Genomic DNA, 11,915 nt, shown 5'->3' on the forward strand with positions numbered 1-11,915 from the left:
GCCTCCTCATTTCTGTAACAAATGATATCTATTCTATCTTATCATGCTTTCTTTAGCTTTTGCACTAAGCTAGCGTCCGGTGTGACATAAGTGGTCTGTTGACCTTCAAAAATGACAAAGCCGGGCTTGGCGCCGTTTGGCTTGCGTAATTTTCCAGCCGGCAGGTAATCGACAGGCACGTTGGCGGATTCGCGGGCCTTTGAGAAGTAGGCGGCCAGCTTAGCTGCCTCTTCGATGGTTTCTTCCGAGGGTTTCTCCGAATCTATGAGCACGTGGGAACCGGGTAGTTTTTGAACGTGCAACCAAATTTTGTGCCGGTTGGTTTTCTTTAGGGAAAGCTGGTCGTTTTGCAGGTTGTTTTTCCCGACTTCGATCAGCGTGCCGTCGCTTGAAACGAACTGATCGGGCTTGCCCATGACGTGCTTTGGCTTCTTGGTCTGCTTGCCCTTGGTTTTGACTTTGGCCTTTTCGCGCAGGTAACCCTGGTCGATCAGTTCGACTTTGATATCGGCGACGTCTCTTGGTGAGGCAACGGCCAGCTGGGTCTGAATCTGATTGAAGTAATCGATTTCCTGTTGGGTGGCGGCCAGTTGCTCCAGCACGTAGTCCTTTGCTAAGCGCAGCTTGCGGTACTTGTGGAAGTATCGGTTGGCGTTTTGCATGCCGTCGAAGCGGGGGTCCAAGGCAATCGTCAAAAGCTTGTTTTCATCGTAGTAGTTTTCGATTTGAACGGACTGCATGCCCTTTTTGACCAGGTGAGGGTAGGTAATCAACAAATCGCCCTTCACTTTAAAGGCTTCGGCGTTCTCTGAATCGGTTAGTGTCTGCTGCAACTTCTTTTGCTTGGTCAGGTTCTTCTTCAATTCGTTTTTGACCAGGCGAACGAGCGAAGCGGCCTGTTGATTGACCCGGTCGGCCTCGGCTTGACCGGCAAAGTAGGCGTCTAGCAATTCGCCTAGGCTGTCAAAGCTGGTCTTTTCGGCGGCTTCCTGCCCCCAATCAAAGGCCGCGTATGAAAGCTTATTCTTGTCTGACCGGTACAAAGTCGGCTTGGGTGCATCGAAATTGGCCAACCATGCCTTGGCAGCAGCCATGGCATCGTCGGCAGAGCTCAATGCCGTGGCCAGTGCCTTGGCCGCCTGGGAAGAGAAACCTTCGTACTGCTGTTGAATGGCCTTGGCCCAGTCGGCTTTTTCCTCGTCCAAGAGGATTTTTGCCAGGGCCCCCAAGTCAGAAGTGAAGGGGTTTTCCTTGTTTTGGGCTGGCGGCAGTACGTAAGTGGCACCGGGTATCAGCGAGCGCACTCGGTTCTGATCGGCCGGAACGTGTTTAATCAATTCCAGAATTCGCTGGTCCTTTTGCCGGACCAAGAAGAGGTTGGAATGCCGGCCCATCATCTCTAAGGTGAGTAGTAGCGTCTGTTCATCGCCCAATTCATCGTGAGTGTTGACCGCAAAGTTGAGAATGCGGTCGTTTGTGACCTGCTCGATGCGGTCTAAGCGAGCCCCCTCCAAATTGCGCCGTAAGAACATGGCGAAGTTGGTCGGTGTCTTTGGATTCTGGTATGGAATCTGGGTAACCTGAGCCCGGGCGTATGCCGGATGGGCTGACAGCAGGAGGGGGTAGTTGGTGCCGTTGTTTCGAACCACCAGGATGATTTCGTTTGGATAGGGCTGGTGGACTTTGGTAATCCGACCACCAGCTAGTTTTTCGTTGAATTCGTGCGCCAATGCGTGCACGAAGAGACCGTCAAGGGGCATAGGCTTCTCCTTTTTGAATGCTACTTCCATTATAGGCCATTCGACTATGTAAAACAGGCTGGCCGGCCAGTCTTAAGAAAAGCAAAAGAAAAAAGCCCCAATCTGTTAAACAGAAGGGGGCTTTTAGTTAAATTACTTCTTTTCAGTAACTTGCTTGCCGTTGTACATTCCAGAAGGAGAAACACGGTGAGCAACGCGGTATTCACCAGTAGTCTTGTCCAAAGTAATGTTTGGCACGTTCAGACCGATGTGTCCGCGGCGGTTACGCTTGTGAGACTTAGAATTCTTGTTTGATGGGGTAGCCATTACAGCACCTCCTTTCGGTTCAATTTATCAACTTTTTAAGTTTATCTAAGATTGGCAAGGATGTCAATAAGCTGACTGGAAAGTCATTAGAAAAAATCGGCAAAATTGTTTTATAAATCTTCAATTTCACGGGGAATGACTTGGTAGCCTCTGCCCAGTTCCTGCAAGACTTTTTCAAAGTCGGGCCAGGTCATGACCACGGTTGCTTCGTTTTGGTTGGGATGGACGGCGACCTGGTTGGCTGAGACGACCGCTTCATCGACCAGGAGAAAAATCCGCTTTTCCCGGTCTCTTTCAAGGGCGAGCGGGTTGACTGTGCCCGGGGTGACAGCCATCAGCGAAAAGAGCTCCTCTGGGCTAGCAAAGTTTAGCTGGCTTTTCGAAGTACCGATGGCCTTAGCCAACAGTTTAAAGTCGATCCGCTCCTGCATCGTCAAGAAGAGGTAGAAGCGGCCATCCTTCTTCGTCTTTAACAAGAGGTTCTTCATGGGAATGAAGTCCTTTGGTGCGCCCAAGTCACCCAGATGGTGTAAGGCGGGGTGCTCGTAGCGTTTGTAAGAAACGCCTGCTTCTTTCAGGAGGGCCAGGGCTTCTGTTTCACTTGCAGCTGTCATAAGACGAATCCTTTCCTTGTTTTCTTGATAGGCGGTTTTTTCCATTATATGAAAAAAGACTGCAAAAGAAAAAGGCAAAATGCTGGGTAAGCCCCTTAACCAGCGGGCGGAATTCTGTTAAAATAGTACCGTTATCCCTTTTTGTACAAGGGACCCATTCTTTTTGAAAAAGGCCGCGCTATGATGTTAAAAAACCGTAACAACATTATCATGGTTCACTTGGTTGTGCTCTTGTTCATTGCCTTCGTGTACTTAACGCCAACCCACTTCGACTTTTTGATGTGGAACGTCTTTTTGGCGCTCTTGCCATTGGACTTTGCCTTGCTGGTTCTGGTTTCACGATTGAAGATTAGCCAGCTGATCTTTTCGGCTCTCTGGCTGCTCTTCTTCCCAAACACGATGTACATGATCACGGACTTTATCCACCTGCAGTACATCTCAACGGCCTTAGACGTTCGCTACCAGTACTTTAACTACTCGGTTTTGGCGGCCGGCATCTTTATCGGCGTTTTCCTGGGAATTCTTTCCTTGGAACTGATGATGCGCCGTTACCTAAAAAACCGGCGGGGCTTTGTCGCCCTCTTTACCCTGGGGGTTGTCTCCTGGATTTCATCCTTTGGCATTTACCTCGGACGTTTTTTGCGCCTGAACTCCTGGGATGTCTTTACCAACTTTGACCTAGTTTGGGCCAACATCCAAAGCTCAGTTTCAAAGCACATGTTTGCCTTCGTTGGCCTCTTTGCTTTGGCCCAGTTTGCCATTCTGGTCATCTACCATTACGGGGGCCGTTTGCTCTTTGTATTAGGGGAGCAGGTCTTGGCGGAAGAGCGGGCGGTTAAGGACTTTTCAGACGAGAAAAATAATCTAAAATAACGTTGACAGGGTGCCGTCCATCGTCTATACTTAATGACGTTGAACAAGTAGAAGCGCCCGCTTCTCGCCTTGTGACTCGCGTTGCCAGGCAGATACACGTTGTACTTCAATGTACAGACAGGTAAGGTGGGCGAACTTCGGTTCGTCCACTTTTTTCTTCGTTGTTCACACAAAAACATTTTGGAGGTATCGAGCCATAGCACGTCAACCACGACAAGTTGATCTAGTCAACGAAAATATCCGTGCCAGTCGGGTTTTACTGATTCACGATGGCAAGCAAGAAGAGATGTCAACGCGCGATGCACAGCAACGCGCCGATGACATGGGCCAAGATTTGGTTCTGGTTCAGGCAAACGCCCAACCACCGGTTGCTAAAATCATGGATTGGGGTAAGGCAAAGTTCGAGGCGCAAAAGCGGCAAAAAGAACAGCGCAAAAACCAGAAGGTTGTTCAGGTTAAGGAAGTTCGTATGTCACCAGTGATTGATTCCGGTGATTTCGAAACGCGTAAGAAGGCGGCCATTAAGTTCTTGGAAAAGGGCAACAAGGTTAAGTTGAACTTGCGCTTCCGAGGCCGAATGATTACCCACCAAGACATTGGACGGGAAGTCTTAGAACGAATGGCCGACGAATTGGATGACATTGCCAAGGTTGAGCAACGCGCTAAGATGGACGGTCGACAAATGTTTTTGGTTTTGGCACCTAAGAAGGGCTAAGCTGAAAACGTCGACTTTAGATACTTGAAAAACGATAGGAGAATGGACACATGCCCAAGATGAAGACTCACCGCGCTGCTGCGAAGCGCTTCAAGAAGACTGCAAAGGGTGGCTTCAAGTCAGCCTCAGCTTACACGTCACACCGTTTCCACGGTAAGACGAAGAAGCAACGTCGTCAATTGCGTGGTACACGCATGATGAACAAGACAACGGTTAAGAAGTACGCAAAGATGTTGTCTACCCTTTAATTTCAGGGTGTCTGTAAAGTAAGTATTTTCTAGGAGGAATATCCCATGCGAGTAAAGGGTGGAACAGTTTCACGCGCACGTCGTAAGAAGTTTATTAAGTTGGCCAAGGGTTACCGTGGACAACGTCGTATCAACTACAAGGTTGCCAAGCAACAAGTTTACAAGTCATACTTGTACGCTTACCGCGATCGTAAGAACCGCAAGCGCGACTTCCGTAAGTTGTGGATTGCCCGTATCAACGCGGCAGCCCGCATGAACGGTTTGTCATACTCAAAGTTGATGCACGGTTTGACTTTGGCAGGTGTTCAATTGAACCGTAAGATGTTGGCCGACTTGGCCGTATCTGACTTTGACACTTTCTCAAAGGTTGCTGACCAAGCAAAGGATGCTTTGAAGAAGGAAAACGTTTTGGTTCAGGAACGCAACGCTGCGACGACTGACAAGACGGTTAAGGTTAACCGCTAATCTTAAATAAAAGCCACCCAACCGGGTGGCTTTTTTGTTACCAAAAAAATTGCTAAAGTCCAACAAAAGGTCCGGAATTGTTTCCTTTTCGGCCAATGTTTTGGCGGGATGGGGCAGAAGTATGCTAAACTATTAATAATTGATAAATCGAGACAAGAGTTGTGGCAGCATGCGAAACTCAAGTGATAAGAAAAATTAACACGAACAAAGGAAACATTATGACAGATTTGAATATTTTACCCCTTGGGGGCGTTCGCGAAAACGGGAAAAACATGTACGCGGTTTCCGTAAACGACGAAATCTTTATCCTGGATGCTGGGTTGAAGTATCCGGATACGGAACAGCTTGGAATCGACGTGGTGATTCCAGACTTTGAGTACCTGATTCAAAACCAAGACAAGATTGCTGGAATCTTTTTGTCACACGGCCACTCCGATGCCATCGGCGCCCTGCCATACTTGTTGCAGCAGGTGCAGGCACCAGTCTTTGGATCCGAACTGACGATCGCTTTGGCAAAGATTGCCGTTAAAGAAGAAGCGGCATTGGCTTCCTTTGACGACTTTCACGTGGTCAACGAAAAGACCGAAATCGACTTTGGCGACGTGAAGCTTTCCTTCTTTAACACCACCCACACGATTCCCGAAGCCTTGGGGGTTGTCTTGACGGTCGAAGAAGGGCAGATTGTTTACTCCGGTCACTTCAAGTTTGATCAAACGGTGGAAGCCGCTTATCAAACCAACTACCAACGTCTGGCCGAAATCGGTCAAAAGCCGGTCTTGGCCCTGTTGGCTGACGCCGCCGGTACGGAAGAGACGGTCAAGGCACCGGCTTCTGAAAAGACGATTCACGAATACATTCAAGAGACCTTCCGCGAAGCAAAGGGCAAGCGCATCATTGTCGCTGCCGTTGCTTCCAACATCCAACGTGTTCAACAGGTGATTGACGCAACCTACAAGACCAAGCGCCGCCTGGTCTTGACTGGCCACGATGCCGAAGCAATTGTGAAGACGGCTTTGGATTTGGAATTGCTGACTTTGCCAGCACCAAAGAATGAACTCTTTGCCGACGTCAAGGACTTGGACCAGTTGCCTGACAGCCAAACGGTGGTTTTGGAAACCGGTAAGTTGGGCGAACCAGTCAAGGCCTTGCACAAGATGGCCAAGGGCGAAGATCCCGTGGTCAACATTGGTCAAAACGACCTGGTCTTCATTACGACCAACCCGGCCTTTGCCGTTGAGTCTTACGTGGCTCAGACTCGTAACATGCTCTTTAAGAAGGGGGCCAACGTCAAGCAGATTTCTGCCGACTTGCGCTCCTCTGGCCACGCTTCTAAGCAGGACTTGCAGTTGCTGATGAACTTCTTCAAGCCAGAAGTGCTTTTGCCCGTTTCAGCGGAATTCCGCGTGATGGTGACGGCTAAGCAGGCGGCCTTAGAGCTCGGCATGAAGGAAGAGCAGATTCTCATGGCCAAGCGCGGTGACGTCTTGGCTTATGATGGGACGACTTTTGAAAAAGTCGACGCCGTCTCCGTTGCCGAAACGATGATTGATGGGGATTCCTTGAAGGACATCGGAAACGTGGTCCTGCGTGACCGCCGCATCCTGTCCGAAGACGGGGTCTTCGTCACGGTAGTCACCATCGACCGCAAGAAGCGCAAAGTGGTTTCTAAGCCTAAGATGACTTCCCGTGGCTTTGTCTACGTGAAAGCCAACCGCGACCTGATGAAGGAAGCCGGTAAGCTGACAATCGAAGCCATCGAAGACTACTTGAAGAACGCCAAGGCCTTTGACTGGAACGAACTGAAGAACGGGGTGCGCGAAAAGCTCTCCCGCTTCCTCTTTAACGAAACCCGTCGCCGTCCGATGGTGATGCCGGTCGTGATGGAAGTTAACCAGAACCGTCGTCCGCACCACAAGGGACAAGACGGGGAAAAGAAGGGTAAGAAGCCTTCAAACAAGTCTGGTAACAAGAAGAACCAAAAGCCAGCGACGAAGAATAAGAAGTCAAAGGGTCAAGGACCAAAAAAAGACCAAAAGCCAGCCGAACAAACAACTGACTAATGGCACAAAAGGACCCTTTGGGTCCTTTTTATCTGTTTCAAATGACTCCTTGTTTTACTATCTGAGAAAGCTAGGTCAAAGATATGACAGAAATCGAAGAATTGAAAGAAAAGGGCCTCAAGGCACTAGCCAATGGCGAATACCAAGTGGCGGCCGACGCCTTTTGTAAGGTCTACCAAAGTGACCGGACCTTTGAAAACAACCAACTCTTTGCCTCGGCCCTGTCGAAAAACGACCAAGCGGATTCCGCTTTGACGATTGCCAAGGAATACGTTGGCGAGTACATGGGCCAAAAGAAGGACTATGAATTTTACTTTGACCTCTGCCTAGCTGCCGATTACTTTATTATGGCCCGGCGGATGGCCGTTGAATCAATTGAAGACAGCGATAAGAAGCGGCGAATTGACACGGTTGAAGCGGCCGAAGCCCATGCCCGTGCGACAAACGGTGACTGGATTAAGAAAACCACTAAACGCTTTCGACACATTGCTGGCTTCGACCCCTTAACACAACAGCAAATCTATCAGGATGCCCTGTCCTTACCAGTTGATGAATTTGCCGAAGGGGCCTTCTTAGCCTTAGTCGATCCGGACTGCCTACCCTTGATTCGGATTTCGTTACGGACGGACATTCAGTGCCTCTTTCTACACAAGAAAATTGACTATCTCTACTTGGACGGGCACGTCTATCAGACCGTTTTGTGTGATCATCCAAAGCCCTTGCGGGATCCTATTTATGCAGAAGCCCGGCAGTACCTAAACGACATGCTGGGACAAGTGGATCCGGTTGCCTATCAGATGCTTTTAGACCAACTGCACCTGGAAATGAACGTTTTGTTTCCACAGATTAACCGGGTGACGGATCCAATTGCCTGGGTCCAGGCGGATTTGGCCTTGCTAAACGGAGGCGCCTTAAGCGGTGAGCGATCAGAAACTGCCTCGCAGGCAGAAATTCACCAGCAAGTTCACGCCTTTTTAGAAGAGCAGGGTGCGGTTTAAAAGAGCGAAAAAGAGAATAAAAAAGGTCTTTGGGCTTTTTTTAATTAGGCCTTTATCTGGAATAAAAAGGTGTTTACAAAAATTTAAGAAGTTAGTATAATTGAATTCGGCTCATCGGCCAGAAAAACGGTTGTTATGGTTGTTTTTATCAGGCAAGCGTTGTAAAATATAAACATACGATTTTCTCGGTTCAACCGAGAAATAAAATTTGGAGGAAACTACATTGGCTAAGGAAACTTACGTTCGCAATAAGCCCCACGTTAACATCGGTACGATCGGTCACGTCGATCACGGAAAGACGACTTTGACGGCCGCTATCTCAAAGGTATTGGCTGAAAAAGAAGGAAAGACGGCTACTGATTTCGCTGAAATCGATAACGCCCCTGAAGAAAAGGAACGTGGAATCACGATCAACACGTCCCACATCGAATACGAAACGGACGCACGTCACTACGCCCACATCGATGCCCCAGGTCACGCCGATTACGTTAAGAACATGATCACTGGTGCCGCACAAATGGATGGTGCCATCCTTGTTGTTGCCGCAACTGATGGACCTATGCCACAGACTCGTGAGCACATCTTGCTTGCCCGTCAGGTTGGTGTTGAACACTTGGTTGTCTTCTTGAACAAGACTGACCTTGTTGACGATGAAGAATTGGTTGACTTGGTTGAAATGGAAGTTCGCGAATTGTTGTCAGAATATGACTTCCCAGGCGATGACATTCCTGTAATCAAGGGATCAGCTTTGAAGGCACTTGAAGGCGACAAGGAACAAGAACAAGTTATCTTGGACTTGATGAAGGCCGTTGACGAATACATCCCAACTCCTGCACGTGAAGATGACAAGCCATTCTTGATGCCTGTCGAAGACGTATTTACGATCACTGGTCGTGGTACTGTTGCTTCTGGTCGTGTTGACCGTGGTGTTTTGACTACTGGTACTGAAGTTGAAATCGTTGGTTTGAAGGACGAAATCGCTAAGACCACTGTTACTGGAATCGAAATGTTCCGTAAGACTTTGGACGAAGCACAAGCTGGTGACAACATCGGTGCATTGCTCCGTGGTGTTGACCGCGACCAAATCGAACGTGGACAAGTTTTGGCAGCCCCTGGCTCAATCAAGACTCACAAGAAGTTCAAGGCCGAAGTTTATGTCTTGACGAAGGAAGAAGGAGGCCGTCACACGCCATTCTTCACTAACTACCGTCCACAGTTCTACTTCCACACGACTGATGTTACTGGTGTTGTGGAATTGCCTGCTGGCGTAGAAATGGTTATGCCTGGTGACCAAGTAACGTTCGACGTTGAATTGATCGCACCAGTTGCCATTGAAAAGGGATTGAAGTTTACTGTTCGTGAAGGTGGCCACACTGTTGGTGCCGGAACGGTTACTGAAATCGAAGGCTAATTCATTAGCTTTAAAAAAGTCTGCTCACGCAGGCTTTTTTCTTTTGTAAAAATAAATGAAAAAAGTCGAGAGGTGAAGTTTGGATTTTTCTGTTTGATGACAATTGTTGCTCTTTATTAACAGAATAATCCAGCGTATACTAGAATTAGAATTTAGGAGAAAGTAATGACGCCTTGTAAAAAGGCGCCGTGAGAGTGGCTAATGATTAAGCGCATTATAATTGTTCTGTCCATTTTATTCTTATCTGGTGCTAGCAATGTTTTAGGCTTTGCTGACGAAGGACCGGTCGAGAATCCATACGTTAAGTCCATTCATTTGGACGACCTGTCAAACAGTGGCCAGGCCAAGCAATACAACGTCGACGACCTGATGAAGATTACCTGGTCCTTTGACATTGCAAAGGGCAGTCCCATCAAGGCTGGGGAACAACTCAAGTTTTATTTACCAATCAACTTTACCTTTGATCAAAACATCATGAACACGGTTAACAAAGTCAGCGTTCTAACGGATGCAGACGGTAATAGCCTGGGAACGACCTCACTGGCCGGTGATCGCTATGTGGTGATTACTTGGAATGATTATGCCGAAAACTACTTCAATCACGGTGGCTTAAAGGACAATGAATTAATTGCCTATGCCGGTTGGAATATTGAGAAGAGTTCGCACAGTGTTCAGGTACCAATTAATTGGGGTGTTAAAACCAATGACGTTCCCGCAACACCCACGGTGACGCCTTCAACGAATACGAATCCGACACCGGCAACGCCTGGTGGTAAGGATGACTTTATTATCAACAAGTCCGGTAATTACGGAAACGATACGGACGAGGCTGGCTATATTTACTGGTCGGTTCGAATTAATGCGGCTAAGTTAAACATTAACGACGCGGTCTTGACGGACACGATGAGTCAGGGACAGACGCTGGCTGCCACAAAGAAGTTTGAAGTTTGGAAGTATGACCTGACGAATGGTTGGGACATGAACAAACGAACCTTTATCAGTAGTGGGGATTATGGAAACCACGGGATTTCGGTGGATCCCGATTTGGAACAGACTGGGACAACAAAGTTTTCCGTCCACTTCGGCAATATCGATTCCAACACCGGTTATGAGATCTTCTACATGACTAAGTACGATCCCGAAAAGACGCCGGATGGGACCCAGTTCACCAACAGTGCGGATCTAACGGGCGTTAACTTCAAGAAGGCAACGGCCGATGATGTCCACACCAAAGACATCTTCTTCATCTATGACTTTGTCATGGGGAAGGAGCGGCCAGGTAGTCACCGGCCAAAGAAGGATGATGATACGCCGGTTAATCCAACACCGAGTCCAAATCCGGAACCAAGTCCAAGTCCGGCACCAGCATCTAGTCCGGCACCGAGTCCAAGTCCGGTGCCTGAACCGGTGACACCAGATACACCTGCAAAACCGGCTTCAAAGAGTGTGGCGAAGGCAGCTGTTCCGTCACCAAGAAAGAAGGAGTCTGCTTTAACTATTGCTCTGCCAAAAACAGCTAAAGTTTTGACCGTAAAAGCGGTGTCATTGGGACTCATTGGTCTTGTGAGTCTTTCTTCTCTGACATGGTTTTTGTTAAAAAGAAAAGATAAGTAAGAGAAAAGGACCGATTCGTAGTCGAATCGGTCCTTTTTTGAATGCCTTATTTCTCGTCCTTCGTTTGACCCAGCGCCCTTGCTCGGTTTTTCTTTTCTTCTTCGGAAATCGGGTCGGGGAAGGAGATGAAGTCTTCCAAAGGGTTGTTTAGGTGTTCTTCTTGATTGACAATGCGTGCCATTGGTTATCGCTCCTCTTTGTTTACTGTTTTTATTATACAACAGGGATGATTAAGTCCCCATTAAAGCCTTATTCCGCATCCGCCTGCTTCTCAAATAAGAAAGTCGTGCCATCTTCAGCCGAAAAGGTCGCCGTGCTGAAGGGCCCGTCAAAGTCGGTCTTAATACTGCGTAAGATGGCCTCTGGCTGCTCGACAACCGGTAGGATGACCAAGAGCTGGCCACCGTCCTTTAAGAAGGGCCAAGCGCTTTCGCACTCATCGTTAATGGCGTGTCGGTCAATGGCCTTATTCTGGCTGTAATCAAGTAAGAGCAAGTCGACTTTTGTCAGTCGGCCCAGCTCTTGACGCAGGGTAGCGGCCGTCACCACACCGTTTTCAACGGTGACCCGGTCTTGCAGACCAGCCATGAAGAGTGAGGCGGCCGTCTTGTTGGCCTCTTCCCGTTCCTCGTGGAAGGAGAGGACCATGCCCTCTGCACCAACGTGGGAAGCCAAGAAGCGGGTCTTTTGACCGTTCCCGGCCCGACCATCGACGACTAGCATGTTCGTCTGCACTTCGTTTTCTAAAAAGTTTCGTAAAAAGCGTTCGTTTGAAAAGGCCATTGGGGCCACCTCCAGTGAATTCTAATGCTAGTATAGCGAATCTTGTGGTATAATAACAGTACTTTTCA

13 protein-coding genes and 1 other annotated feature are annotated in these 11,915 nt (G+C 48.4%); of the genes, 8 read left to right on the forward strand and 5 right to left on the reverse strand.

Translation table 11 applies throughout. The features are described from left to right. Window positions 1–41: 41 nt before the first annotated feature. The 3 genes from G6R28_RS01065 to G6R28_RS01075 all read right to left on the reverse strand — a co-directional run bounded on the left by G6R28_RS01065 (window position 42) and on the right by G6R28_RS01075 (window position 2,680). Entirely contained in the window at window positions 42–1,760 is a 1,719-nt protein-coding gene (locus G6R28_RS01065) for an NFACT RNA binding domain-containing protein (protein ID WP_213792396.1), read from the reverse strand. Between the two features lie 132 nt (window positions 1,761–1,892). Then, the gene (rpmF, locus tag G6R28_RS01070) at window positions 1,893–2,066 is read right to left on the reverse strand and encodes a 50S ribosomal protein L32 (RefSeq protein WP_091501350.1); all 174 of its coding nucleotides are present in this window, start codon (window positions 2,064–2,066) and stop codon (window positions 1,893–1,895) included. A 110-nt stretch (window positions 2,067–2,176) separates the two neighbouring features. Beyond that, window positions 2,177–2,680 (reverse strand): YbaK/EbsC family protein, encoded by a 504-nt coding sequence (locus G6R28_RS01075; RefSeq protein WP_213792397.1) that lies wholly within the window; start codon window positions 2,678–2,680, stop codon window positions 2,177–2,179. Window positions 2,681–2,860: 180 nt separating this feature from the next. Here G6R28_RS01075 and G6R28_RS01080 point away from each other — a divergent pair, with 180 nt between their 5' ends. The 8 genes from G6R28_RS01080 (at window position 2,861) to G6R28_RS01115 (ending at window position 11,064) form a co-directional block, all read left to right on the forward strand. Further along, window positions 2,861–3,553 (forward strand): DUF1361 domain-containing protein, encoded by a 693-nt coding sequence (locus G6R28_RS01080; RefSeq protein ID WP_213792398.1) that lies wholly within the window; start codon window positions 2,861–2,863, stop codon window positions 3,551–3,553. 39 nt (window positions 3,554–3,592) lie between these two features. After that, window positions 3,593–3,717 (forward strand) — a sequence feature (ribosomal protein L20 leader region). Then, window positions 3,663–4,268 carry a translation initiation factor IF-3 gene (infC, locus tag G6R28_RS01085; RefSeq protein ID WP_213792399.1) on the forward strand — a complete coding sequence of 202 codons (606 nt, stop codon included), beginning with the start codon at window positions 3,663–3,665 and terminating at the stop codon, window positions 4,266–4,268. It overlaps the preceding feature by 55 nt. Window positions 4,269–4,318: 50 nt before the next feature. Next, complete coding sequence (gene rpmI, locus G6R28_RS01090) at window positions 4,319–4,516, forward strand: 50S ribosomal protein L35 (RefSeq protein WP_010691823.1); 198 nt, start codon at window positions 4,319–4,321, stop codon at window positions 4,514–4,516. Between the two features lie 45 nt (window positions 4,517–4,561). Beyond that, a complete protein-coding gene (rplT, locus tag G6R28_RS01095) occupies window positions 4,562–4,981 on the forward strand; it encodes a 50S ribosomal protein L20 (RefSeq protein WP_213792400.1) in 420 nt (139 codons plus the stop codon). A gap of 218 nt (window positions 4,982–5,199) precedes the next feature. Continuing rightward, window positions 5,200–7,041 (forward strand): ribonuclease J, encoded by a 1,842-nt coding sequence (locus G6R28_RS01100; protein WP_213792401.1) that lies wholly within the window; start codon window positions 5,200–5,202, stop codon window positions 7,039–7,041. A gap of 83 nt (window positions 7,042–7,124) precedes the next feature. Then, complete coding sequence (locus G6R28_RS01105; RefSeq protein ID WP_213792402.1) at window positions 7,125–8,039, forward strand: hypothetical protein; 915 nt, start codon at window positions 7,125–7,127, stop codon at window positions 8,037–8,039. 223 nt (window positions 8,040–8,262) lie between these two features. Continuing rightward, entirely contained in the window at window positions 8,263–9,450 is a 1,188-nt protein-coding gene (gene tuf / locus G6R28_RS01110; RefSeq protein WP_213792403.1) for an elongation factor Tu, read from the forward strand. 201 nt (window positions 9,451–9,651) lie between these two features. After that, window positions 9,652–11,064 (forward strand): collagen binding domain-containing protein, encoded by a 1,413-nt coding sequence (locus G6R28_RS01115; protein WP_213792404.1) that lies wholly within the window; start codon window positions 9,652–9,654, stop codon window positions 11,062–11,064. Window positions 11,065–11,110: 46 nt separating this feature from the next. Here G6R28_RS01115 and G6R28_RS06605 read toward each other — a convergent pair whose 3' ends face one another. Both G6R28_RS06605 and G6R28_RS01120 read right to left on the reverse strand, forming a co-directional pair. Beyond that, window positions 11,111–11,245: a hypothetical protein gene (locus tag G6R28_RS06605; protein WP_274381060.1), complete on the reverse strand. Its 135-nt coding sequence runs from the start codon at window positions 11,243–11,245 to the stop codon at window positions 11,111–11,113. A gap of 68 nt (window positions 11,246–11,313) precedes the next feature. After that, a complete protein-coding gene (locus tag G6R28_RS01120) occupies window positions 11,314–11,847 on the reverse strand; it encodes a hypothetical protein (RefSeq protein ID WP_213792405.1) in 534 nt (177 codons plus the stop codon). Between the last annotated feature and the right edge of the window lie 68 nt (window positions 11,848–11,915).

It is taken from the genome of Fructobacillus papyrifericola (genome assembly GCF_018437235.1).
Taxonomy (GTDB): Bacteria; Bacillota; Bacilli; order Lactobacillales; family Lactobacillaceae; genus Fructobacillus; species Fructobacillus papyrifericola.